This window comes from Pseudarthrobacter enclensis, from assembly GCF_030811655.1.
Lineage (GTDB): Bacteria > Actinomycetota > Actinomycetes > Actinomycetales > Micrococcaceae > Arthrobacter > Arthrobacter enclensis_A.
This window is the reverse complement of the sequence record NZ_JAUSRE010000015.1, coordinates 86,346-109,406: the sequence shown is the minus strand read 5'-3', so window position 1 is coordinate 109,406 and position 23,061 is coordinate 86,346. Positions and strand designations below refer to the sequence as shown.

Genomic DNA, 23,061 nt, shown 5'->3' with positions numbered 1-23,061 from the left:
GACCCTAAGGAAACAGCGCTGTGATCCCCAGCATATTCTGTAGAGCAGAAAGAGCTGAGGACTTGGTTCAGCCGGTTGCGCCGCCGTCCGCCGGATTGGCTGCGATGTCCAGCTCCAGCTGGCGCCGGGTTTCCAGCATGACGCCCACCAGCCCGGCATCGAACAGCGGCCGGAACCTGGCAACGGGGGTGGCCACGCTCAGGGCGCCAACCACCATTCCCTTGCCGTTGTGCAGCGCCATCCCGAAGGCGCTGATGCCTTCCTCGGTGCCCTCGAAGTTGGCGGCAAAGCCGTTGGCCCGTACGGACTCAAGCTCGCGCAGGAAAGCCGGGTACTCGGCGTCGGAAATGTAATCACCGGCGAGCTCCGCGTTGGGGGTGCGGAACAGTTGTTCCAGCATGGCCGGATCCAGTTCGGCCAGGATGGCCTTCCCGCCCGATGCCCTGTGCGCCGGCAGCAGGGTGCCCTGGCGGTCGCCGACGCGCAGGATGTTGGTGCTTTCCACCGTGTCCAGGAAGCGGACTTTGGTGCCCACCCGGATCATAAGGTTGACGGTCTCGTTGGTGCGCGCACACAGGAGCTCCATGTGCGGCCGTGCGATGTCCCGCAGCTGCCGCGTCCAGCTGAAGCCGGCCGGCCCCGCTCCCATGGCCGGCCCGGGAACATACCGCCGGGTTTCATCCTGGACCGCGAAACCCCGGTACACCAGCATGGCCAGGAGCCGGTGGGCGGTGGATGGGGCCACCCCCAGTTCCGCCGCGGCATCCTTGAGCCGCAGGCTGCCCACGTCCCGCAGGAGCTGGAGGAGCTGCAGGGCGTTGTCCACCGCTTCGATGGAGTAAGTAGGTTTCCGCCGGGCCGGAAGATTCTGCATAACAGAATATTATGGGCGGGCCGCCCGGGCTGCCAGCACAGTGGTGGGATGAATCACACAACTTCCGCTGCAGCGCCGCAGCGCACGGCCGCCCCCGCTCCGGGCGCAGGCCGTTCCGGGTTTCCCCGGCGTTCCGTGCTCGCCGTACTGGTGTGCTGGCTGCTGGTCGTTTTCGACGGGTATGACCTGATCGTTTACGGCACCGTCCAGGGCTCACTCATCAGTGACACCGGCTGGGGCCTGACCAAGGCCACGGCCGGAACCATCGGCTCGATGGCTTTCGTCGGCATGATGATCGGCGCGGTCTTCGCCGGCCGCATGTCCGATACCTGGGGCCGGCGCCGCACCATTATCGGCTGCGCCGTGGTGTTCTCCGTCTTCACCATCCTTTGCGCCTTCGCTCCCAGTGCACCCGTGTTCGGCGGCCTTCGCCTGCTGGCAGGCATTGGCCTGGGCGGCCTGGTGCCGTCGGCGAATGCCCTTGTGGCTGAACTGGTTCCGGAAAAGTGGCGGTCCACCATCGCCACCCTGATGATGTCCGGCGTGCCCATCGGCGGCTCCATCGCCGCCCTTGTGGGCATCCCGCTGATTCCTGTCTTTGGCTGGCCCGTGATGTTCCTGGTGGCCATCGTGGCCCTGGCGGTGGTGATCCCGCTGGGTCTTCGCTACCTGCCGGAGACCCTTGCTCCCGCACGCAGTGGCGGAGCCGGGGACGGCGCCAAGGAATCCCCGGGCTTCGGCTCCCTGCTCCGGGCCCCTTACCTGGGAATCAGCCTGCTGTTTGCCATCGGCACCCTGGTGACCCTCTTCGCCTGGTACGGGCTGGGGACCTGGCTGCCCAACCTCATGCAAATGGCCGGCTACAACCTCGGTTCCGCGCTGACATTCGCGCTGGCGCTCAACCTGGGCGCAGTGGCGGGCTCGGTCCTCACCGCATGGGCCGGCACCAGGTTCGGCCCCATCCCCACGGCCATCGCGGCAGCTGCCGTGGCCGCCGTCGGACTGCTGGTCCTGGTGACCGGGCCGCCCGTCGCCGTCGTCTACCTCATGCTGGTGCTCGCCGGTGTGGGAACGCACGGGACGCAGTGCCTGATCATCGCGGCAGTGGCCAGCCACTACCCGGCACACCTTCGCGGCACCGCCCTGGGCTGGGCGCTGGGCGTGGGCAGGATCGGCGCCGTCGCCGCTCCGCAGGCCGGCGGGCTTCTTCTCGCCGCGGGCCTGGGCGTCAATTCCAACTTCCTGGCCTTCGCGGCAGCAGCAGCCGCAGCGGCGGTTCTGATCGCCGCCGTCGGCGCCAAAATCAAGAAATCAACAGCAGTAGGAGTTTCCAATGTCTAACGTCAAAGAGTCCACCGATGTCCTCGTGGTGGGCGGTGGGATGGCCGGGCTGGCCGGGGCGCTGGCCCTGCGCGAAAACGGCGCCGACGTCACCCTCGTGGAAGTTGCACCGGCCTTCGGCGAAGTGGGGGCGGGCCTGCAGATGGCACCCAACGCTTCCCGCGTCCTCAAGCGCTGGGGCCTGCTGGAAAAGGCCCTGGAAATCGGCGTCCAGCCCAAGCACCTGGTGTTCCGCGACGCGGTCACGGGGGAGGAACTGACCCGCCAGACCTTGGGCGGCGAGTTCGAGGAGCGCTACGGCGCCCCCTACGTGGTGATCCACCGCAGCGACCTGCACCGGATCCTGCTGGAGGCCTGCCAGGCGGCCGGCGTCACCCTGGTGAACGACGTCCTGGTGCAGAAGGTGGAAACCGGCGGTGACCGCGCCCGCGCCTACAGCGCCAAGGGCGAGGTCTTCGAAGCTGACGCCATCCTGGCCGCGGACGGTCTGAAGTCCACCCTCCGCGGGACCGTCGCCAATGACGGTCCCGTGAACTCCGCCTACGTGGCCTACCGCGGCACCGTTCCCATCACGGAGGAGACCCCCGCTACGGACCTGGAGGACGTCATCGTCTACCTCGGCCCGAACTGCCACCTGGTCCAGTACCCGCTCCGGAAGGGCCAGCTGCTCAACACCGTGGCAGTGTTCAAGTCCCCCTCTTTCGAACGCGGCGAAGAGCAGTACGGCGGCGTGGATGAACTCCAGGCCGCGTACAAGGACTGTGTGCCCGCCGTGCAGGAAGCCCTGAAGAACCTGGCCACGGGCATCCGCTGGCCCATGTACGACCGCGATCCCATCGAGAACTGGGTTGCGGGCCGGATGGCACTCATTGGCGATGCCGCCCACCCCATGCTGCAGTACCTGGCGCAGGGTGCCTGCCAGGCGCTGGAGGACGCGGCCGTGCTGCAGGATGCCGCCCGCAACCGGGTCTTCACGCCGGAAGGCATCGACGCCGGCGCCTGGGAAGCCGCCTTCCGCGACTTCAACGAGGAGCGCGCCGCCCGCACGGCACGCGTCCAGCGCACCGCCCGGATCTGGGGCGAGTCCTGGCACGTGGACGGCGTGGCACGCGTCCTGCGGAACATGCTGTTCAAGAGCCGCGGCGACAACAACTTCCAGTACAACGACTGGCTGTACGGCCGTAACGAGCCCGGCGCTCCCGCCGAGGTTCCGGCCGGCGCGGTACTGGCCGGGGCCTAAGCACCGCAAGGCAAGGCGGGCGTACGACGGCGGGTGGGTCCCGCCGTCGTACGCCCGCCTTTATTGGGGAATAACGCGCGAAAGTTGAAGGTTCAATAAAGCATGGACTTCGGAATCTTTACCTTCGGCGAGCTGTCACGCAACGCAGCGGGCCACGCACTTTCGCCCCGGCAGCGGCTGGCCGACATCATCGAACTGGCCAGGCTGGCCGACCAGGCGGGAATGAGATTCCTGGGCCTCGGGGAGCACCACCGCCGCGACTTTGCCCTCTCCGCCCCGGAGATCGTACTGGCCGCGGTTGCCCGGGAGACCACCCATCTCCGCTTGAGTACTGCCGTCACGGTGCTCTCCACCCATGACCCGGTTCGGCTTTTCGAGCAGTTCGCCACCCTGGACCTCGTCTCCGGCGGCCGCGCCGAGATCATCGCGGGCCGGGGCGCCTTCATCGAGTCCTACCCGCTCTTCGGCTATGACACCGCGGACTACGACGCCCTCTTCGACGAAAAGCTGCGGATGCTGCTGGAGCTGCGGGACAACGCCAGCCTGGACTGGCAGGGGACATTGACCCAGACCATCGCCGGCATGGACATTGCGCCGCGGCCGCTGCAGGAGAAGCTGCCCATCTGGGTGGGTGTGGGCGGCACGCCGGCCAGCTTTGCCCGTGCCGGACGGCTTGGCCTGCCCCTGTTCGTTGCCTTGCTGTCCGGGCCCGAGAGGTTCCGCCGCCTGGTGGAGCTGTACCGGCACACCGCTGCCGAGGCCGGCCACGACGCCGCGGCACTGCCCGTGGGTGCCGGGGGCCACTTTTACGTGGCGCCTACGTCCCAGCAGGCCCGCGATACGTTCTACCCCTACTACCGGGCATACTTCGAGCAAAACATGCCCCGGCCCGTGGACCATTTTCCGCGTTCCACCTTTGATGACTGGTCCGAGCCAGGCGGCGGCCTCCTGGTGGGAAGCCCGCAGCAGGTGGTGGACAAACTGCTGAACATCCAGGAGGCGTTGGGCACCAGCAGGTACATGGCCCAGATCGGGCTGGGCGGCCTGCCCTTCGCCGAGACGGCCCGGTCCATTGAACTCCTCGCCACCGAAATCATCCCTGCGGTCAACCGCGAAATCCAGGCCCCCGCGCCTGCCTGACGCAACACGCCACACTCCATTTCCACCCCGTCAATTGAGGACAACCCATGGACGCTCCGTTTGCTGAACCCACCGTCGCCTGGCAAGGCGCCGACGACCCCGCCCAGCCACTCATCGTGCTGCTGCACGGGCGCGGATCGGATGAATCGGGAATCATCGGGCTGGCCAGCCACCTTCCCGCAGGCCCCTCCTACGCTGCTGTCCGGGCGCCGATCCCGGCAGGGGGCGGGTTCGCCTGGTTCGCGAACCGTGGGATCGGGCGGCCCGTCGCCGGGTCCTTGGAACAAACCATGGCATGGTTCCGGGGCTGGCTTGATCCGCTGGCTCCGGCAGGGCGCCCGGTGATTCTGGTTGGCTTCAGTGGCGGTGCAGCGTTCGCTGGAGGTTTGCTGCTGGCTGATCCTGCACGTTTTGCCGGCACGGCCATTCTGTACGGGACCCTGCCGTTCGACGCCGGTGTTCCGACAACCCCCGGCCGCCTTGACGGCGCTCCGGTGTTCCTGGCCCACGGCGACGCCGACACAGTCATCCCGGCTGATCTGCTGGGCCGGACCTGGGACTACATCCTGGGTACCTCCGGGGCTGACGCCCATGCCCGCAAGGACCCCGGCGGCCATGCACTCACCACAGAAACTGTCGCCGAGCTTGGAACCTGGATCACCGACCGGGCCCAGGTCCCCTCAGTCCTCGTCGCAGAGCAAGCCGGTACGGAGTAGCCCGGCTCCTCACGATCCCCTGACGAGCGCCTGGCGGCGGCCCGCCCTCATGAACTGGTTCTGATTGGACTACTGTGGCGCCGGCCCAGTTGACTCCCGGACGGTCAGGTGCGTGGGCATCACGGCCAGCTGCCGGCTGGCACTTCCGGAAAGGGGATTGAGCTGGGCCAGCAGCATGGATACGGCCACCCTGCCTGCCTGCTCGATGGGGCTGGAGATGGTGGTCAGGGGTGGGTTGCAGAAGTCCGCGCCGAAGATGTCGTCCGAGCCAATGATGCTCATGTCCGCGGGCACGCGGATGCCCCGCGCCTGGAGCCGCTGGAGCATGCCAATGGCCAGCAGGTCATTGAAGACGATGCAGGCCGTTGCCCCCGTCCTGACGGCTGCGTCCGCCGCGGCCGCGCCCGACGTCGTCTTGGGGGTGTAGGGGCCAATGCGGTGGACCTCCATGCCGCGTTTGGTCGCGTCCTCCTCGAACACTTTCCACCGCATCTGGTTGGACCAGGAGGTGGGCGGCCCTGCGACGTAGCAGACCTTGTGGTGGCCCAGCGAGGCCAGGTGCTCCAGGGCCTGGATGATGGCGGACGGCGTATCGATCATGACCGTCGGGGCGCTGGTGGAAGCGCGGTTGAACGTGACCAGGGGCTGTGACTGCGAAACTTCGGCAAGCTGCGCGTCCGTCAGGCGGGACGCCGCGAGGATGAAGCCGTCGGCGGATTTACGCATTTTATGCAGCGCGTCCAGTTCCATCTCGCTGGACTCCTCGGTGTCCACCAGGAGCTGGGTCACGCCCGCTGCCTTGAGTTGGTGCTGCGTGCCCCGGATGATGTCGAAGTAAAACGGGTTGGTGATGTCCGGCACCAGGACAGCCACCGCATTGGTCCGGCCCGAGCTGAGGCCGCGGGCCTGTGAGCTGGGCACGTAGTTGAGTTCGGCTGCCGCTTCTTCGATCCGCAGGCGGGTGCGGGGATTCACCCTGTCCGGCCGTGCCAGGGCGCGCGAAACAGTAGAGGTGGCTACCCCTGCCAGCTCGGCAACGTCGCGGATGGTGGGCGGGCGGTCCCGCTGAAGGCCGGTACCAAGGCCGGTCGGGGCTGACGCCTCAGTTGCTGGGTCTGCCATCGCTGGGCCTTCCTCGCGGACCGGGATGAACCGGCCAAATGGGGTTTCCAAGGCTACCTGTTTGCGGAGCCCGGTGAACTCAATCTGAGCACTTTTGGCAATTTTTGGCAACCGCTTGCCATTCTCGTTGCCATCTTCCTAGACTGACTTTCGAGTCGCCTGCAGTGATTTCCGCCACAGGACGGATGTGGCCATGTGGGTGTCCTAGAGGAGAAAAACAATGAGGTTTAAATCGACTACTGGGCTCGCGGCAGTTGTCACGGCTGCAGCGCTCGCCCTGACCGGTTGTGGATCCGGAGGCTCCGGCAGCAGCGGAGGCTCAACCAATGCGAATGGGAAAGTTGACGGTACGGGCAAGACCCTCAACGTCCTGGTCGGCGTGCAGACCCAGTACCCCGAGCAGCAGAAGCAGTGGCAGAGTGATATCGCCGCCAAGTTCAAGGCCCAGACCGGGGCCGACGTGAAATTCGAAACCTTCGCCTCGGCCAATGACGAGCTCACCCGGATCCAGACCTCGGTGGTATCAGGCCAGGGCCCCGACATCTACGGACTCGGCACCACCTTCACCCCCACGGCCTACGCCACCAAAGCATTCGTCACCCTGTCGGATGACGACTGGAAGGCAGTAGGCGGCAAGGACCGCTTCAACCAGGCCGCCTTGGGAATTTCCGGGCCGGACAAGGACCACATGGCCGGCATCCCCTTCGTCAGCCGTCCGTTCGTGATGGCCTATAACAAGGACCTGCTGGCCGCAGCCGGCATCGACAAGCCCGCCACCAGCTGGGACGAACTGGCAGCCCAGGCCAAGAAGATGACCAAGGGGGACACCTACGGCATCGCCACCGGCTACAAGGACAACTACGACCCCTGGAAGTTCATCTGGGCCATGTCCGTCCAGGCCGGAAACCCCCTGGTCGATGGCAACAAGCTGAAGATGGACGATCCCACCGTCAAGAAGGCCTACGAAACCTACTTCGGCTGGCTGACCAACGACAAGGTTGTTGACCCTGCTTCCGTCGGCTGGAGCAACAGCAACGCCGTGGCAGCCTTTGCCAGCGGCAAGGCGGGTTACCTGATGATGACCACCTCCAGCTCCATCCCCACCCTGGACAAGTCGGCAGTTGCCGGAAAGTACCAATACACCGTGATGCCCACCATCGCACCGGGTGAAACGCAGTCCAAGTCCGACGCGCCCGCCGCCAGCATCCTTTCGGGCGACAACCTGGTGGTGGCTGACTACTCGAAGCAGAAGGACCTGGCCTTCGCCTACATCAATCTCATCACCTCCAAGGACGAGCAGCTGAACTACCAGAAGATCTTCGGCGACCTGCCTGCCAACGCTGAGGCCCTCGCCAGCCTGACCGATCCCAAGCTCAAGCCGGTTGCAGACGCCGCTGCCAAGTCCAAGGCAACGCCGTTCACCGGAGCCTGGGGCGACATCCAGCTGGGCCTGCTCAACGTCACGGTGCAGTCCATTCCGGACCTGGCCGCCGGCAAGGTGGACGAGTCCGCCCTCGACCAAAGGATCAAGGACGCCCAGAACAAGGGCCAGGCTTCCCTGGACCGGGCCTCCAAAGGATAGGTTCTGATGTCAACCGACGCCTCCCATGAAGTCCGGCTTGCGGCGGATACCGCCGCAAGCCGGGCGCCCCGGAATACCGACGACGCCGGGCAGCAGCCCGGGCACAAGGGCGGTCCGCGCCGCAAGGGCCTGAGCGAACGCAACCGCCCGCTCTGGATGTTGATCCCGGGCGGAGCCCTGATGATCATCATCATCGTGGTCCCGCTGCTGCTGGGCATCTACATGTCCGTCCTCAACCTGGACCAGTACACCCTGCGGAAATGGATCAGCGCACCGCTCATCGGCGCTGAGAACTTCGTGGAAGCAGTCACGGACTCGCCCCTGCTCCACGCCGTCTGGCTCAGCGTCAGCTACTCGCTGCTGGCCATGGTGGTGACGCTGCCCCTGGGCGTCGCCGCCGCGGTGGCCACGCAGAACGCGTTCAAGGGCAGGGCAGTAATACGCTCCATCTTCCTTATCCCCTATGTGCTTCCGTCCTTTGTGGTGGCAACGGTCTGGCGGACCATGCTCCAGCCCGGCGGAATCGTGGACGAGGCTCTGGCAACGGTCGGCATCCACGTAGGCCTGTGGCTCAATGGGCCGCAGACCTTCTGGACGCTGGTCCTGGTCCAGATCTGGGCCTCCTGGCCGTTCATTTACCTGCTGGCGCTGTCCGGCCTGCAGTCCGTGGACCACGAGGTGCACGAGGCCTCCGCCCTGGACGGGGCGCTGTGGTGGAACAAGTTGCGGTACGTGGTCTTCCCTTACCTGAAGGGCCCGCTGTCGCTGGCCTTCCTGATCGGGATGCTGCACCACATCAACAACTTCACCCTCCCATTCGTGCTGTTCGGCGTCCCGGCCCCGTCCGACGTCGAAGTCCTTCCCATCCTGACCTACGTCACGAGCTTCCAGAGCTTCCGGTTTGGCCTGAGCGCCGCCATGGCCTTCATCTCCCTGGTGCTCATCGCCATCCCGCTGTTCGTCTACCTGCGTGCCGTCAAGCTTGACGACGCCGATACACCAGGAGGCAAGAAATGAGCACCACCACAGCCACACGGCAGGGTCCGGCCACCGTCCAGGTGGACCGTCCGGGTTCGCACCGCCAGCACGAGGTGCTGCGGCTCCTCCCGGGACCCCTGTTGGTTATCGTCCTGGTATTCCTGGGCGCACTTGTCCTGGTTCCGGTGCTGTACATCTTCCTGGCCTCGGTGAACTCGGACATCGGGGTGGCAAACGGCGAGTTCTGGCCGTCCACGGTCACGTTCGAGAACTACTCGAAGATCTGGACCAGCGTCGGCCTTGCCACCGGCCTGACCAACAGTGTCCTGGTGGCCGGCGCGACCGCAGTGGTCTCCGCTGCACTGTCCGTCTCCACCGCGTTCGTCCTGGTCCGCTACACCTTCCGCGGGCGGCTGAGCATCCTGCGGGGCCTCCTGGCGCTGCAGTCCGTGCCGGGAACCCTGATGGTGCTGCCGGTCTTCGTCCTGTTTTCCTCGGCGGCGACCTACCTGGGAATCCAGGTGATCGGCACCCAGTGGGGGCTGTTCGTCACCTACCTGACGTTCGCCATGCCGTTCTCCACCTGGGTGATGGTCACCTACCTCCGCGGGCTTCCCAAGGAACTGGAAGAGGCGGCAAGGATCGACGGCGCGTCCAACCTGGGAGTGCTTTTCCGGATCATCCTCCCGCTGAGCTGGCCCGGCATTGTCGTCTCCGGCATCTTCGCGTTCCTGCTCGGCTGGAATGACGTGCTCTTTGCCTCGGTGATGACACGCCCCGAAAGCCAGACCGCCGCCGTCGCACTCCAGATCTTTGGCGCCTCCCAGGAAGGCGGCGCTATTCCCTACTACGGCCAGATGATGGCGGCGGCGCTGGTATGTGCCGCACCAGTGGTCATTCTTTACCTGATTTTCCAGCGTTACCTAGTAGGCGGGCTGACCGCCGGAGGAGTTAAATAACCATGGTTTCGACCACCCAGGTCACGTGGCAGCTGTCAGGATTCGGCGACGAGATCGACGACGACCCCGCAGTCCAGATCGCGGTGCTGCAGGCGCTCGGCGCCAACCACATCGAGGTCCGCAGCGCGTGGGGCACCAACATCGTGGACCTCAACGACGACCAGCTCCAGGCCCTGGCCACCCTGCTGAACGAAAAGGGCATGCAGGTCTCGGCCATCGCATCCCCCATCGGGAAGGTGGACGTCAGCCTCCCCGTGGAACACGAAGTGGAGCGGCTGCGCCGGGCGGTCAACGCCGCCAAGGTCCTGGGCGCGAAGTACATCCGCATCTTCTCCTTCTACTACGGGGAGTCCGTGCCGGTGGAGAGCATCCGCGACGCCGTCATGGAGCGAATGCGGGCGCTCGCCGATGTCGCTGAGGAAGCCGGCGTAATCCTCCTGCATGAAAACGAAAAGGACATCTTCGGGGACGTCCCGGACCGGGTCCTGGACATCATCGAGACCGTCAACTCTCCCGCCCTGAAGGTGGCCTGGGACGCCGCCAACTTCGTCCAGGTGGGGGTCAAACCCTTCGATGAGGGCTACGCGAAACTCCGCCCGCACCTGGAGTACCTGCAGGTCAAGGACGCCCTCTTCGCCAACGCCCACGTTGTTCCGGCCGGTGAGGGGGACGGGGACGTGCTCCGCACCGTCGAGGCGCTGAAGGCCGATGGCTACCAGGGCTTCGCCTCCCTGGAACCGCACCTGGCCGGTGCCCATGGCCTGGGCGGGTTCTCCGGCCCCACCGCCTTCGGCATTGCAGCACGAGCCTTCGCAAAAGTCACCGCAGAAGCAGGAGTCCAGACCGCATGAGCACCCTGAACGTAGCCATCACCGGGTGCGGCGTCATTGGCCGCACCCACGCCGTAGCCCTCCAGTCATTCCCGGAGGTGCGCATTGTCGCCCTCGTCGACGCCATCCCGGCGGCGGCCGAAGCACTCGCCGACTTCATTGAGCAGCAGGGCAACCAGCGGCCGCCGCAGTTCACCACGCTGGCGGACGCCTTCGCAGCGGAGGACATCGACCTCGTGGCGCTGGCAACTCCCAGCGGCCTCCACATCCAGCAGGGCCTGGAAGTCCTGGCCGCGGGCAAGCACGTAGTGATCGAAAAGCCCCTCGATGTGGACCTGACACGGGCCCAGGAAATTGAAGCCGCGGCCAAGGAAGCGGCAGGCAAGGGAATCGTGGCCTCGGTCATCAGCCAGCACCGGTTCGACCAGTCCAGCGTGGCTGTCGCGGACGCCGTCGCCAAGGGCCGCTTCGGCCGGCTGACGTCGGCCATCGCGTCCGTGGCCTGGTGGCGCAGCCGGGGCTATTACGACTCCGGCGACTGGCGCGGCACCTGGGCCATGGACGGCGGCGGCGCCCTCATGAACCAGGGCGTCCACACGGTGGACCTGCTGCTCTGGTTCATGGGACGCCCAGTGGAAATCCACGCGCACACCGCCCGGCTGGCGCACGACCGCATCGAAGTGGAAGACACCGCCGTTGCCACCGTCACCTTCGAAAACGGCGGACTGGCAGTCCTGCACGCCACCACCGCCGCCTACCCCGGGCTGACCGTCCGCGTCCAGCTCATGGGATCCGAAGGATCGGCCGTCGTGGACAACGACCGGCTGCAGTACTTCCACAGCAGGGACGCCGGGGGCGAGTCCGCGGACATGGGCCTCCAGGGCGGGGGCAACCAGGCGGATGAGGAACTCGCCAAGTACCCGGAGGAGGACTACAAGGCCGCGGACCCCACCACGTACCCTGCCGGGCACGTCCGGCAGTACCGGGACATCCTGGCCGCCATCGCAGCGGGGCGGCAGCCCGGTGTCACGGTCAGTGACGCGGTCAACGCGCTCGCCGCCGTGCGTTCCGTCTACGTCTCCGCCACCCTCGGCCAGCCCGTCCTTTTCGACGATGTCCTGGCGGGCAAGTACAACGACCTCGAAGTCCGCACCGGCACCGCGGCAGAAAGCGCCTGAGGCCATGAAGTTTTCAGTATTCACTGCATCAACCCCCGAGTGGACACCCGAAGAGGCGGTCCAGCACCTCGCAGAGCAGGGCTGGGACGGCGTCGAATGGCGCATCACCGACCAGGCCGACGCCGCCGAACCGGGCTTCTGGGCCGGCAACAGGGCCACTGTCCCGCTGGCCGGAATGGAAGACCACCTGGACCGCATCGCTGCAATCACCGGCGGCGCCGGACTGCAGTTCTCCGGCATCGGAGGGTACGCACGGTGCGACAACCACGCGGACGTGGACCGCATGCTCGCCGCCACTGCCCGGCTGGGCGCGGAAAAGGTCCGGGTGACCACCCTTCCACTGGGCACCGCGGCGTGGGGCAACGAGCCGGCCAGCGGCACGCCCTACCCGGAGCTCTTTGCCGCAGCCCGCCGCGATTTCGAGTGGATCGCCGAGCGGGCTGCGCACCACGGTGTGAAGGCCCTGGTGGAGCTGCACCACCGGACCATCACCGCTTCCGCGTCCTCAGCGCTCCGGCTGCTCCAAGGGCTGGACCCGCAGCACGTTGGAGTCATCCACGACCTGGGCAATCTCCTCATTGAAGGACAGGAGGACTACCTTCCCGCCTTCGAACTCCTCGGCGACTACCTGGCCCACGTGCACGTCAAGAACGCGGTCTGGGTCAACAGCGGGGACACCGATGAGTCCGGCGCCGCCGTCTACCGCAACGAGTGGGCTCCGCTCCGTTCGGGCCAGGGCAGCGTGCTTCAGTACTTCAAGGCGCTCGCAGCCTTCGGGTATGACGGGTGGGTCACCGTGGAGGACTTCTCCACCGAACTCCCGTTAGCCGAACGTACTGCGGACAACCTTGACTACCTCCGCTCCGCGGCCGCCCTGGCAGGGCTCTCCGTCGCGGCAGGGAGGCGTTGAGCAATGAGCCAGCCAATAGCGGACCATCCGGACCGGCTGCTGCCGGCTGATCCCGGTGTCCGGGAGATTGCACGGTCCCTCTTCAAGAAGGTGGAGGGGCTGCCGATTATCTCCCCGCACGGCCACGTGGATGCGGCAGTCATCGAACAGAACACACCGTTCCCAGACCCGGCCGCCCTCCTGGTCACCCCGGACCACTACGTCACCCGGCTGATCCACGCCGGCGGTGTGCCCATGGACCAGTTGGGGCTGGGAACCCAGCCCGCGGATTCGCGGCAGGTGTGGCGCCGTTTCTGCGAGGCCTGGCCCAACTTTGAGGGAACAGCCTCGGGCTATTGGATCCGGCAGGAGTTCGCCCATGTCTTCGGGATCGGTGATGAACCGTCCGCGGACAACGCCGACCGGCTCTACGACGCACTGCAGGCCAAACTTTCGGAGCCGGGGTTCCGGCCGCGCGAGCTGTTCAAGGAATTCAACATCGAGGTGCTCGCCACCACCGACGACCCCCTGGACTCGCTGGACAGCCACGCCGCCCTGCACGCAGACCCCTCGTTTGCAGCCAGAGTGCTTCCCACCTTCCGGCCGGACCAGTACCTGAACATGGCGCACCCGGCGTGGCAGGACAACGTGGAACGCCTGATCGGCTCTGCGGGGGAGGGCGCCAGCGGCTATGCGGGCTACATCAGGGCGCTGGAGGCGCGGCGCCGCCACTTCGTGGAGCGCGGCGCGGTGTCCGCGGACCACGGAGTCTTCACGCCCGCCACCCTGAAGCTGGACGACGGCGAGGCGGAGCGGCTTTTCGAGCGGGGCCGGTCCGGACAGGCGACTGCTGCTGACAGGGACGCCTTTGAAGCCCACATGATCTACCAGATGGCCCGGATGTCCGTGGAGGACGGCCTGGTCATGACCATCCATCCCGGCTCGTTCCGCAACCACCACGCGCCCACGTTCGAGGCCTTCGGCGCCGACACCGGCCATGACATTCCGGTGGCGGTCAATTACACGGAGGCGGTGCGGCCGCTCCTGCAGGACTTCGGGACGGCCAAGGACTTCCACCTGGTCCTGTTCACCCTTGACGAGACCGTGTTCTCGCGTGAATTGGCACCGCTGGCCGGGTTCTACCCCTCGGTGTACCTCGGCGCCCCGTGGTGGTTCCTCGATGCGCCGGATGCCATGCTGCGTTTCCGGTCCGCGGTCACGGAGACGGCAGGGTTCTCGCGGTCCTCGGGCTTCATTGACGACACCCGGGCATTCTGCTCCATCCCGGCCCGCCACGACACCGCCCGGCGGATCGAGGCGTCCTTCCTGGCCCGGCTGGTCGCCGAGCACCGGATCAGCGAGGAACGGGCGCACGACCTGATCGTGGACATCATCGACGCCGCACCACGGCGGGTGTTCAAGCTATGAATGGCGCGCCGCCTGTACTCAACCGCAACCTCAAACCGCTGCCCAAGGCTCCGGTGCGGATCGTGCACCTCGGGCTGGGGGCGTTCCACCGCTCCCACCAGGCCTGGTACACCCAGCATGCGGGGGACGCGGCTGAGTGGGGGATCGCCGCGTTCACGGGGCGGCGCCCCGATGCCGCTGAAGCGCTCTCTGCCCAGGACTGCCTCTACACCCTGGTGGAGCGGTCGGCCGGCGGCGACAGCTTCGAAGTCATCGGCAGCATCGTGGAGGCGGCGGACGGGGCCGATGTGGGCCGCCTGTGTGAGCTGCTGGCCGCAAAGGAAACGGCGATCGTCACGCTGACGATCACCGAGGCAGCCTATGGGCTGGCTGCGGACGGAACGTTCGACGCCGGGGCGCCGGGTGTGGCGGACGACCTCCGTGCGCTGTCGGCGGCGGCGTCCGGGGAAACAGGGGCGGCGGCAGCAGCGCCCGGTACACCGCTGGGCCGCCTGGTGCTGGCCCTCGCCAGGCGCCGCGACAGCGGCGCCGGCCCACTCGCCGTCGTCAGCTGTGACAACCTTTCCGCCAACGGGGACGTTGCGCGGCGGGCAATCCTGGGCCTGGCGTCCGCGTGGGGAACAGGGCTGGCGGAGTGGATCGAGGCGAATGCCAGCTTTGTCAGCACCTCTGTGGACCGGATTACGCCGCGGACCACCGACGCCGACATCGCCGAGGTAGCGGAGCAGTGCGGTTACCGTGACAGCTCACCGGTGGTGGCAGAACCGTTCCGGAACTGGGTGCTCAGCGGGGACTTTCCTGCCGGTCGGCCGCGGTGGGAGGACGCCGGCGCGGTGGTGGTGGATGACATCGAACCGTACGAGAACCGGAAGCTGTGGCTGTTGAACGGTTCGCATTCGATCCTGGCGTATGCCGGGCAGTTGCGCGGGCACGGCACCGTCGCCGAGGCGCTCGGTGATTCCGTGTGCCGGAAGGCTGTGGAGGATTTCTGGGACGAAGCCGCGCACCACCTGCATGCGGAAGGCCTGGACATTCCTGCGTACCGGCAGGCGCTGCTGGAGCGCTTTGGCAACGCCCGGATCGCCCACCGGTTGGCGCAGATCGCGGCCGACGGGACCACCAAACTACGCATGCGCGCCGTCCCCGTCCTGGCGGCGGAACGGGCAAGCGGCCGGAACGGCGCCGGCAGTGCCCTGATGCTTGCCGCCTGGATTGACTACGCGGGTGCCACCCGGGAGTTCCAGGATCCGCTGGCTTCGGAGATCCGCGCGGCCAATGAACTCGAGGGCATTGAACGGGTCCAGGCCCTGCTCCGCCTGGTCAGCGCAGACATAGCTGATGACCCCGGCATTGTGGACATGGTCTCCGGCCTGTGCGGCACCTTCACAGCCAAAACCGCCGCTTCCACCCCTCTTTAGACCCTGCTTTTTACTTCCGGAAGGAACAGTTGAACCCCATGAAGATCATTGCCGCCGATGTGTTTGTGACCAGTCCGTCCCGGAACTTTGTGACGCTCCGGATTACTACCGAGGATGGGGCGACGGGTATTGGTGATGCGACGCTGAATGGTCGTGAGTTGGCTGTTGCGGCGTATTTGCGGGAGCATGTGGCGCAGTTGCTGATCGGGAAGGATCCGCACCGGATTGAGGATACGTGGCAGTTCCTGTACCGGAGTGCGTATTGGCGGCGGGGTCCGGTGACGATGGCGGCGATCGCTGCGGTGGATATGGCGTTGTGGGATATCAAGGGCAAGCTGGCGGGAATGCCGGTGTATCAGTTGCTCGGTGGTGCGTCGCGGAACGGGTTGCGGGCGTATGGGCACGCGTCGGGGTCCGATATTGAGTCGTTGTTTGATTCGGTGCGCGAGCATTTGGAGTTGGGCTATAAGTCGATCCGGATCCAGACGGCGGTGCCCGGGATCAAGGCTGTCTACGGTGTGGCGGCGCAGGCGCAGGCGTCGGGGGAGCGGTATGACTACGAGCCGGCGGGGCGGGGTGCGTTCCCGCAGGAAGAGGACTGGGACACCCGCGCGTACCTGCGGCACCTGCCTGGTGTGTTTGAGGCGGTCCGGAATGAGTTTGGTCCGGAGATCCCGTTGCTGCATGACGGGCATCACCGGATGACGCCGATCCAGGCCGCGAAGCTGGGCAAGGCGTTGGAGCCGTATGACTTGTTCTGGTTGGAGGACTGCACCCCGGCGGAGAACCAGGAGGGTTTGCGGCTGGTGCGGCAGCACACCACCACGCCGTTGGCGATCGGGGAGATCTTCAATACCGTGTGGGATTACCAGACGCTGATCAAGGAACAGCTGATCGACTATGTCCGGGCCGCGTCGACGCATTTTGGCGGGATTTCGCCGTTGAAGAAGGTGATGGATTTCGCTGCGCAGTACCAGATCAAGTCCGGGTTCCATGGGCCGACGGATATTTCGCCGGTGGGGTTCGCGGCGCAGCTGCATGTGGGGTTGGCGATCCATAATTACGGGATCCAGGAGTACATGCAGCATTCGGCCCGGACGAACGAGGTCTTTGAGCAGTCCATGACGTTCGTGGACGGGTATCTGCACCCGGGCGACAACCCCGGGATCGGGGTTGAGTTCAACGAGGAAGCCGCCAAGGCTTACCCCTATCAGCAGGCCTACCTGCCCTACAACCGCCTCGTCGACGGCACCGTCCACGACTGGTAACACCCGCCACGACAGGCAAGAAGGACAACTTCGGTGAGCATCAATAATCCCGCCCCCGCCAGACCCCGTGTGGTGGTCATGGGCGTCTCGGGCTGCGGCAAGACCACAGTGGGCGGCCTCGTAGCCCGGGAACTGGGCGTCCCGTTCCTTGACGGCGACTCCCTCCACCCCGTAGCCAACGTGGCCAAGATGGCAGCCGGCACACCTTTGACGGACGAGGACCGCTGGCCCTGGCTGGCGATCGTGGGCCGCGAACTGGCCGCCGCCGGTGACGGCGGACTGGTCCTGGCGTGCTCCGCCCTCAAGCGAAGCTACCGCGACGCCATCCGGGAACACGCGCCGGACACCATCTTCCTGCACCTCAACGGCAGCAGGGAGGTCCTGTCCCAGCGGATCGCCGGCAGGTCGGGCCACTTCATGCCCCCTGCCCTGCTCGACTCCCAACTCGCCACGCTGCAGCCCCTGCAGGAGGACGAACGCGGAGTGGTGGTGGACATCGCCGCGCCCGTTCCCGAGGTGGTGGCTGAGGCACTCAAGGGAATTGGCGCCGTCGTACCTTTCCTCAACAAAGGTCACCACACCCGGACACGGCAGTTCGACGTCGACCTTGCCGCATCACCGTTCAATCTCGACGCCGACGCCATCGCCTGGGTGGAGGGAACCCTTGGTGCCATGACGCTCGAGGAGAAAATCGGGCAGCTGTTCATCAACCACAACAACGACTACTCCCCGGAGTACCTCGACGGCGTGCTGGAGAACTTCCATGTGGGCGGCATGCGGTACCGCCCGGGGCCGTCGGCTGCTGTGCAGGACCACATCCGGTATGCGCAGTCCAAGTCCCGTGTCCCCTTGCTGGTTGCCTCCAACCCGGAGATGGGCGGGGCGGGCAGCTGCGACGACGGCACGTTCGTGTGCACGCACCTGCAGGCAGGTTCCCACCCGGACAAGAACATTGCCCGGCAGATGGGCAGGGTTGCGGGAGTGGAGACGGCGGCACTGGGCTGCAACTGGGCGTTCGCACCGATCGTGGACATCCACTACAACTGGCGGAACACGGTCATTTCCACCCGGTCCTTCGGCAACACACCGGAGATCGTGGTGGAACGGGCCAAGGAGTACTTCGACGGGATCAGCGAATCACCCACGGCATGTGCCATCAAACATTTCCCCGGTGACGGCGTGGACGAACGGGACCAGCACGTGGTGACGTCCTACAACACCCTCACTTACGAGGAGTGGGACCGGACGTACGGGCACGTGTACCGGGAAATGATTGCGCACGGCGTGCAGTCCATCATGGTGGGCCACATCGGGGCACCGGCGGTTTCCCGGCATTTCCGGCCACGCATGTCCGACGCCGAGATCCTGCCTGCCACGCTTTCCCCGGAACTGCTGCAGGACCTGCTGCGCGGGGAACTGGGGTTCAACGGGCTGGTGCTCACCGACGCTTCGCTCATGGTTGGCCTGACCCAGGCGAAGAAACGCAGGGACCTGGTACCGGCCACGATCGCAGCCGGCTGCGACATGTTCCTGTTCTTCCGGAACCCGGCCGAGGACTTCCAGTACATGCTGGACGGGTACAAGTCCGGGATCATCACCGAGCAGCGGCTCCACGACGCGCTGCGGCGGATCCTCGGGCTGAAGGCGTCGCTGGGCCTGCACTTGAAGGCTGCAGACCAACTGGTGCCGCCCGCCGAAGCGCTTGACGTCATTGGATCTGCTGCGCACCGTGCGGTGGCTGCAGAGATCGCGGAAAAGACCGTGACGCTGGTCAAGGACACGGCCGGCAACCTGCCCATCACTCCGGCGACGCACCCCCGGATCCGGCTGTACGGGATCTCGGGCGGCGCCGACTTCACCCGGGCGGACCCGCTGGCGTACCTGGAGGTGGTGAAGGAGGAACTGGAAGCCGCAGGCTTCCAGGTGCACCTGTTCCGCACCGCTGAGCAGCGCGAGGCGTCGGGGGAGGCCGGGATGAACTTCATGCGGGTCCTGGCGGAGGAAGCCACCGGCGAATACGCCGAGAAGTACGATGCCGCGTTTGTCTTTGCCAACGTGAAGGGTTTCGCCCAGGAGGCGGCCATCCGGATCAAGTGGTCTTCGCCCATGGCGGCCGAGATCCCGTGGTACGTGACGGAGGTGCCCACGGTGTTCGTCTCCCTGAACCAGCCGAACCACCTGATCGACGTGCCGATGGTCAAAACGGCGATCCACGCGCACGCGGGGACGCGCGAGGCCATCCGGGCGGCGGTGGAGAAGATCCAGGGAAAATCCGGGTTCCACGGAACATTCAACGACAACGTGTTTTGCGGGTCGTTCGATACCCGTCTGTAACTGAAGGAGGCGCCCCCGCAACAGCGGGGCGCCTCCTTCATGCAGGTTAAGTCAGGGCCGGTGCGTTAGGCGCGGCCCTTTACGCATCTTCACGGTCCGGGTTCTCCAGCCGGAAAAAGTTGGACTGGGATCCGTCGGACCGCTGTTCCTGGTAGATGAAGTTGAGGCGGCGGTCGTCGAACGTCTTGAACCATTCCTCCCAGCTGACCTCGCGCAGCTTCGCGTCCCTGTCCCGGAAATCGATGCGCAGGACGCCCAGGTGGTCTCCGTGTTCTGTGCCGTCAACCGTCGCCGGAACACCGCCGCGTTCCTCCGCCCACTGCTTGATGACATCATGGTGTGTGGTGGCCAGGCTGCGGCCTTCACGTTCCGGCTCCTCGTCGGGCGAGGTGATTTCCTGTGAGTACTTCAACGACTTTGACGAGTCATCCCCGTGGCGGATCCTGCCGCCGTCGGGCCCCGCTCCCAGGTCCTCCGCGTCTTCCCCGCCGGATCGGCTGTTGCCGCCCCGGCCGCCATCGTGGTCATCCTGCCGGGCCTTGGCTACTTCCTTCACCAGTTCTTCCTTGCGAAGGCCGGAAGCGCCGGAGATGTGTTCGTCCCTGGCTTCCTGGCGGAGTTCGTCCACCTTCTTGTTGCGCAGGTCGGTTTCGCTTACATCGGGGGTGTTGGGCGTCTGGTTACCAGGCTTGTCACTCACGGCATGTCCTCCTTATTGCGGAACGCTGTTGCAGTATCGACAAATAATAAGGCTACTTACTTTTTAGCGCGTACCGGACGCGGCCGTCAAGCATCGGGGTGGCGGGCCGGACGGCAGGCATGGAGGGCGGAGCGCTTCGACTTCCAGTCCCACCGCTGCTTCTCCTGTGTAGCGTTGGGCCGATGGACTTCTCTCGTGAACTTGCCGGGGGTATCGTGCTGCGTCCCGTCTGTATGGCGGATGCGGAACCTCTGACTGCGGCATTCCAGGCAAACCGGACCCGGCTGGCCCCGTGGGAGCCGGTAGGGCGGAGGAGTTCTACACCGTGGAGGGGCAGCGTCGGGTGATCGGGAGGCGGCTGGCGGAATTCGATTCCGGTACAGCACTTCCAATGGTGCTGGCCGGCCAAGGAGCTATCGTCGGCGTGCTGCCCCTCAGTTCGATCGTTCGCGGAGCGTTCCAAAACGCCCACATTGGCTACTGGGTTTCGCGCGGGATCGAGGGGGCGGGGGTGATGACGGCAGCCGTGGCTGCTGCGGTAAACATCGCAAAAGAGGATCTCGGCCTGCACCGCCTCGAAGCCGCGACTTTGGTGCACAACATTGCCTCCCAAAGGGTCCTCGAAAAGAACGGATTTGAAGCTTACGGAACAGCCGCTGGCTATCTCCGAATAGCCGGCAGGTGGCAGGACCACCGCCTGTACCAGCGGATTCTCTAACCGGAGTATGGTTCGGCCTGCCCTGATTCGGGGCGGCCCTAATCAGCGCAGCGCCTTTTCCAACCGCCGCACGTGGGGGTCGCCAGGGGCTTTTGTCCGGCCGGCAGCCTTACCCTGTCACGCGTACTCCGCCCACTGCTCCTGTCCACGGCACGGCCGTGCAATCCAATGTGAGCTCCGCGGGTTGGAAAGGTGCACCGGGATGCTCCTGCCCAACGGCCACCGTCGCGCCGGAGGCGCCGGCACAAGCTGCCGTGACGGTGTACCGTCCCGCCGCCGGTACCTCCGCCACGGTGCCAAATCCCCTGACCGGGCCGTCCAGCGGCCCCTCCTCAAAAAGGAGGGCCGGGCCCGGCACTGCCTTTAACAGCCGGTCCAGCTCACGGTAATTCCTGACTTCCCGTTCAAGGACCAGGGGATCGATGGATGGCGCTGGGGACTCCGCCGCCGGCGCGGGATGGGCAGCCGGCGCGCGGACAGGTTCGTCGTATTCGTATGAGCACCCTGCTGTTCCACCTGGAAAGACCATTAGGGACAGCGCAATGGCCAGCCGGCCACGCCAGCCCTTCACTCCCACATTTCAATGGTGGCTACGCCTGCCACAACACGCAATCATTGCCGCTCCCCGTACAGCAAAAGGCCCCGGTTCCTTTGATCTACAAGGGAACCGGGGCCTTTCTACTTGGCGGTGACGGTGGGATTTGAACCCACGTTGGCTTTTACACCAAACAACATTTCGAGTGTTGCACCTTCGGCCGCTCGGACACGTCACCAACCTGAATAGGGTACCGGAGCAAGGCCTCCATCCCCAAAACGTGGCTGCGCCGGGGGCGAGGGCGTTGTGGGCGACCGCGTGAAAGGCCTACGACCCGGCGCCGCACAGGACAGAGGATACGTCGAAGTCCGTTAGAATTTGGTGCGGTCGGTTGGCGGACGCCCGGCGGAGACCAAGCGACGTTTCGGGGAGCTTCAGCATGCAGGAAAGTATCACCAAAGTACGCCCGTCCTGGGGGCGCCGCCTCGCAGGCATTGAAGGGCTCAGGGGAATAGCGGCCATCTCAGTCCTCCTCTATCACCTGGGACTTGGAGCTTCCTACCAGGTGCTGATCGGACCCGTCAGTATCTTGCTCACGCTGTTGGACCAAGGATTGACGCTCTTCTTTGTGCTGTCGGGGTTCCTGCTTTTTCGACCTTTTGTCACCACGCTCATGGAGGACAAGGCGCTCCCGTCCATCCGCCGGTATGCCCGGAACAGGCTGCTGCGCATCTACCCGGCATACGTGGTCATCTTCGTTGTCACGGGTCTCATCTTCGCCGCGGCCTTTATCAAGGGCAGCACGCACGGGCTGGGCCCGGACAATATAGGCAGGATTACGGACCCGGTGCAGATCCTGGCGAATCTCGCGCTGGTGCAGATGCTGATCCCTTCCTTCGTAATGACCGGGCTTCCCGTTTCATGGTCGCTCACGGCCGAGGTGAGCTTCTATATCATCCTGGCCCTGATCGCCATATGGTCAGCACGGTTGATCCGACGAGGTGCCAGTAAGACTGCGGTGCTTTTTGGTTTTCCGGTTGGGATGATTGCCCTCGGTGTTGGCGTGACCCTCTGGGGGTACAAAGCGACCCTCGGACTTTCGCCGGCCGCCGCCGGTGATTTCGCGTTCGGGCAAAACTGGACAGCGGTCCTCCTCCGCAGCGTCCTGGGCCAAGCGGACCTATTCGGATACGGGATGATCGCTGCCGTCGTCGTAGCGAAGCTCCATGACCGCGACGTCCACCGCGTATCGACTGGTTCGAAGATCGTGCTGCTTCTGGCGGCAGGCCTCGTTGAGTTGACGGGTTTCACGCTGCTCCGCCCGCTCCTGAGCAATATGTCAGGCATTGCGGCCGCGCTCATCCTTCTCGCCGTCGTCCTTCCCTCGTCGCGCCACGGCAATGCCAACAGGGCCGCGAAGGTCCTGGAGTGGCTCCCGTTCCGTTTCACTGGATTGATCAGCTACAGCATCTACTTATGGCACCTGCCGATTCTTCTTTGGCTCATCAGCCACGACATGCTGTTCGGATCCAACGCCCGTTCAATGCCGCTCAACGGCCTTTTGGTCCTCGCCATCGCTCTCCCGTTGTCCACGCTTACGTACTACCTGGTCGAGCGGCCGGCGATGAAGCTGAAGAAGCCTACTGGGAGGCCCGCCAAGGGAGGCCCGGGGGTGCCCGGCGGGATATCAAGTGCAGAGGTGGCGTCCTTCGAACGATCTGGTTCCATGTCGTCCCCGGTCGGGATTTCCGGCGCGAAGCCTGCTGATTCACGGGAGTTCCTCGAGGAGACCCGCTAAGCACACGTGTGCC

The 23,061-nt window shown here is 65.6% G+C and carries 19 protein-coding genes and 1 tRNA gene; 16 read left to right on the top strand and 4 right to left on the bottom strand.

The window, feature by feature from the left end; translation table 11 throughout:
- Positions 1–67 precede the first annotated feature (67 nt).
- Positions 68–874 (bottom strand): IclR family transcriptional regulator, encoded by an 807-nt coding sequence (locus tag J2X98_RS14765; RefSeq protein WP_307309516.1) that lies wholly within the window; start codon positions 872–874, stop codon positions 68–70.
- A gap of 48 nt (positions 875–922) precedes the next feature.
- On the opposite strand from J2X98_RS14765, the gene J2X98_RS14760 reads away from it, so the two are divergent.
- The 4 genes from J2X98_RS14760 to J2X98_RS14745 all read left to right on the top strand — a co-directional run bounded on the left by J2X98_RS14760 (position 923) and on the right by J2X98_RS14745 (position 5,311).
- The gene (locus J2X98_RS14760) at positions 923–2,215 is read left to right on the top strand and encodes an MFS transporter (protein ID WP_307309514.1); all 1,293 of its coding nucleotides are present in this window, start codon (positions 923–925) and stop codon (positions 2,213–2,215) included.
- A complete protein-coding gene (locus J2X98_RS14755; RefSeq protein ID WP_307309511.1) occupies positions 2,208–3,455 on the top strand; it encodes an FAD-dependent oxidoreductase in 1,248 nt (415 codons plus the stop codon). The genes J2X98_RS14760 and J2X98_RS14755 overlap by 8 nt, the downstream gene beginning before the upstream one ends.
- Before the next feature lie 102 nt (positions 3,456–3,557).
- Positions 3,558–4,595: an LLM class flavin-dependent oxidoreductase gene (locus tag J2X98_RS14750; protein WP_307309507.1), complete on the top strand. Its 1,038-nt coding sequence runs from the start codon at positions 3,558–3,560 to the stop codon at positions 4,593–4,595.
- 47 nt (positions 4,596–4,642) lie between these two features.
- Entirely contained in the window at positions 4,643–5,311 is a 669-nt protein-coding gene (locus J2X98_RS14745) for an alpha/beta hydrolase (RefSeq protein WP_307309505.1), read from the top strand.
- Positions 5,312–5,380: 69 nt separating this feature from the next.
- Here J2X98_RS14745 and J2X98_RS14740 read toward each other — a convergent pair whose 3' ends face one another.
- Positions 5,381–6,433 carry a LacI family DNA-binding transcriptional regulator gene (locus J2X98_RS14740; RefSeq protein ID WP_141943802.1) on the bottom strand — a complete coding sequence of 351 codons (1,053 nt, stop codon included), beginning with the start codon at positions 6,431–6,433 and terminating at the stop codon, positions 5,381–5,383.
- A 220-nt stretch (positions 6,434–6,653) separates the two neighbouring features.
- Between J2X98_RS14740 and J2X98_RS14735 the strand changes: the two genes are divergently transcribed.
- From J2X98_RS14735 to J2X98_RS14690, 10 genes are all read left to right on the top strand, one after another.
- The gene (locus tag J2X98_RS14735; RefSeq protein ID WP_174237541.1) at positions 6,654–8,015 is read left to right on the top strand and encodes an ABC transporter substrate-binding protein; all 1,362 of its coding nucleotides are present in this window, start codon (positions 6,654–6,656) and stop codon (positions 8,013–8,015) included.
- 6 nt (positions 8,016–8,021) lie between these two features.
- On the top strand, positions 8,022–9,032 hold the full coding sequence (locus J2X98_RS14730; protein ID WP_141943800.1) for a carbohydrate ABC transporter permease: 1,011 nt from the start codon (positions 8,022–8,024) through the stop codon (positions 9,030–9,032).
- Positions 9,029–9,952 carry a carbohydrate ABC transporter permease gene (locus J2X98_RS14725; protein WP_141943798.1) on the top strand — a complete coding sequence of 308 codons (924 nt, stop codon included), beginning with the start codon at positions 9,029–9,031 and terminating at the stop codon, positions 9,950–9,952. Before J2X98_RS14730 ends, J2X98_RS14725 begins: the two co-directional genes overlap by 4 nt.
- A 2-nt stretch (positions 9,953–9,954) precedes the next feature.
- Positions 9,955–10,803 (top strand): sugar phosphate isomerase/epimerase family protein, encoded by an 849-nt coding sequence (locus J2X98_RS14720; RefSeq protein WP_141943796.1) that lies wholly within the window; start codon positions 9,955–9,957, stop codon positions 10,801–10,803.
- Positions 10,800–11,960: a Gfo/Idh/MocA family protein gene (locus J2X98_RS14715; protein ID WP_307309497.1), complete on the top strand. Its 1,161-nt coding sequence runs from the start codon at positions 10,800–10,802 to the stop codon at positions 11,958–11,960. The genes J2X98_RS14720 and J2X98_RS14715 overlap by 4 nt, the downstream gene beginning before the upstream one ends.
- Before the next feature lie 4 nt (positions 11,961–11,964).
- The gene (locus tag J2X98_RS14710) at positions 11,965–12,870 is read left to right on the top strand and encodes a sugar phosphate isomerase/epimerase family protein (protein ID WP_307309495.1); all 906 of its coding nucleotides are present in this window, start codon (positions 11,965–11,967) and stop codon (positions 12,868–12,870) included.
- A 3-nt stretch (positions 12,871–12,873) separates the two neighbouring features.
- Positions 12,874–14,277, top strand: a complete 1,404-nt coding sequence (gene uxaC, locus J2X98_RS14705) for a glucuronate isomerase (protein WP_307309492.1) — start codon at positions 12,874–12,876, stop codon at positions 14,275–14,277.
- Positions 14,274–15,695 (top strand): mannitol dehydrogenase family protein, encoded by a 1,422-nt coding sequence (locus J2X98_RS14700; protein ID WP_307309489.1) that lies wholly within the window; start codon positions 14,274–14,276, stop codon positions 15,693–15,695. Before uxaC ends, J2X98_RS14700 begins: the two co-directional genes overlap by 4 nt.
- A 38-nt stretch (positions 15,696–15,733) precedes the next feature.
- Entirely contained in the window at positions 15,734–16,963 is a 1,230-nt protein-coding gene (gene manD, locus J2X98_RS14695) for a D-mannonate dehydratase ManD (RefSeq protein WP_307309485.1), read from the top strand.
- A gap of 78 nt (positions 16,964–17,041) precedes the next feature.
- A complete protein-coding gene (locus J2X98_RS14690) occupies positions 17,042–19,297 on the top strand; it encodes a gluconokinase, GntK/IdnK-type (protein ID WP_307309536.1) in 2,256 nt (751 codons plus the stop codon).
- Positions 19,298–19,376: 79 nt separating this feature from the next.
- On the opposite strand, the gene J2X98_RS14685 is transcribed toward J2X98_RS14690, so the two are convergent.
- Positions 19,377–19,997 (bottom strand): Rho termination factor N-terminal domain-containing protein, encoded by a 621-nt coding sequence (locus tag J2X98_RS14685; protein ID WP_307309483.1) that lies wholly within the window; start codon positions 19,995–19,997, stop codon positions 19,377–19,379.
- 292 nt (positions 19,998–20,289) lie between these two features.
- On the opposite strand from J2X98_RS14685, the gene J2X98_RS14680 reads away from it, so the two are divergent.
- Complete coding sequence (locus J2X98_RS14680) at positions 20,290–20,715, top strand: GNAT family N-acetyltransferase (RefSeq protein ID WP_307309480.1); 426 nt, start codon at positions 20,290–20,292, stop codon at positions 20,713–20,715.
- Positions 20,716–21,398: 683 nt separating this feature from the next.
- On the opposite strand, the gene J2X98_RS14675 is transcribed toward J2X98_RS14680, so the two are convergent.
- A tRNA-Ser gene (locus tag J2X98_RS14675) sits at positions 21,399–21,488 on the bottom strand.
- Positions 21,489–21,689: 201 nt separating this feature from the next.
- On the opposite strand from J2X98_RS14675, the gene J2X98_RS14670 reads away from it, so the two are divergent.
- Positions 21,690–23,048, top strand: coding sequence for an acyltransferase family protein (locus tag J2X98_RS14670; protein WP_307309477.1), 1,359 nt, complete (start codon positions 21,690–21,692; stop codon positions 23,046–23,048).
- Positions 23,049–23,061: the final 13 nt, after the last annotated feature.

Coding starts and splice junctions, on each gene's coding strand:
- J2X98_RS14765 (WP_307309516.1), bottom strand. CDS start 874: ATGCAGAATCTTCCGGCCCGGCGGAAACCTACTTACTCCATCGAAGCG.
- J2X98_RS14760 (WP_307309514.1), top strand. CDS start 923: ATGAATCACACAACTTCCGCTGCAGCGCCGCAGCGCACGGCCGCCCCC.
- J2X98_RS14755 (WP_307309511.1), top strand. CDS start 2,208: ATGTCTAACGTCAAAGAGTCCACCGATGTCCTCGTGGTGGGCGGTGGG.
- J2X98_RS14750 (WP_307309507.1), top strand. CDS start 3,558: ATGGACTTCGGAATCTTTACCTTCGGCGAGCTGTCACGCAACGCAGCG.
- J2X98_RS14745 (WP_307309505.1), top strand. CDS start 4,643: ATGGACGCTCCGTTTGCTGAACCCACCGTCGCCTGGCAAGGCGCCGAC.
- J2X98_RS14740 (WP_141943802.1), bottom strand. CDS start 6,433: ATGGCAGACCCAGCAACTGAGGCGTCAGCCCCGACCGGCCTTGGTACC.
- J2X98_RS14735 (WP_174237541.1), top strand. CDS start 6,654: ATGAGGTTTAAATCGACTACTGGGCTCGCGGCAGTTGTCACGGCTGCA.
- J2X98_RS14730 (WP_141943800.1), top strand. CDS start 8,022: ATGTCAACCGACGCCTCCCATGAAGTCCGGCTTGCGGCGGATACCGCC.
- J2X98_RS14725 (WP_141943798.1), top strand. CDS start 9,029: ATGAGCACCACCACAGCCACACGGCAGGGTCCGGCCACCGTCCAGGTG.
- J2X98_RS14720 (WP_141943796.1), top strand. CDS start 9,955: ATGGTTTCGACCACCCAGGTCACGTGGCAGCTGTCAGGATTCGGCGAC.
- J2X98_RS14715 (WP_307309497.1), top strand. CDS start 10,800: ATGAGCACCCTGAACGTAGCCATCACCGGGTGCGGCGTCATTGGCCGC.
- J2X98_RS14710 (WP_307309495.1), top strand. CDS start 11,965: ATGAAGTTTTCAGTATTCACTGCATCAACCCCCGAGTGGACACCCGAA.
- uxaC (WP_307309492.1), top strand. CDS start 12,874: ATGAGCCAGCCAATAGCGGACCATCCGGACCGGCTGCTGCCGGCTGAT.
- J2X98_RS14700 (WP_307309489.1), top strand. CDS start 14,274: ATGAATGGCGCGCCGCCTGTACTCAACCGCAACCTCAAACCGCTGCCC.
- manD (WP_307309485.1), top strand. CDS start 15,734: ATGAAGATCATTGCCGCCGATGTGTTTGTGACCAGTCCGTCCCGGAAC.
- J2X98_RS14690 (WP_307309536.1), top strand. CDS start 17,042: ATGGGCGTCTCGGGCTGCGGCAAGACCACAGTGGGCGGCCTCGTAGCC.
- J2X98_RS14670 (WP_307309477.1), top strand. CDS start 21,690: ATGCAGGAAAGTATCACCAAAGTACGCCCGTCCTGGGGGCGCCGCCTC.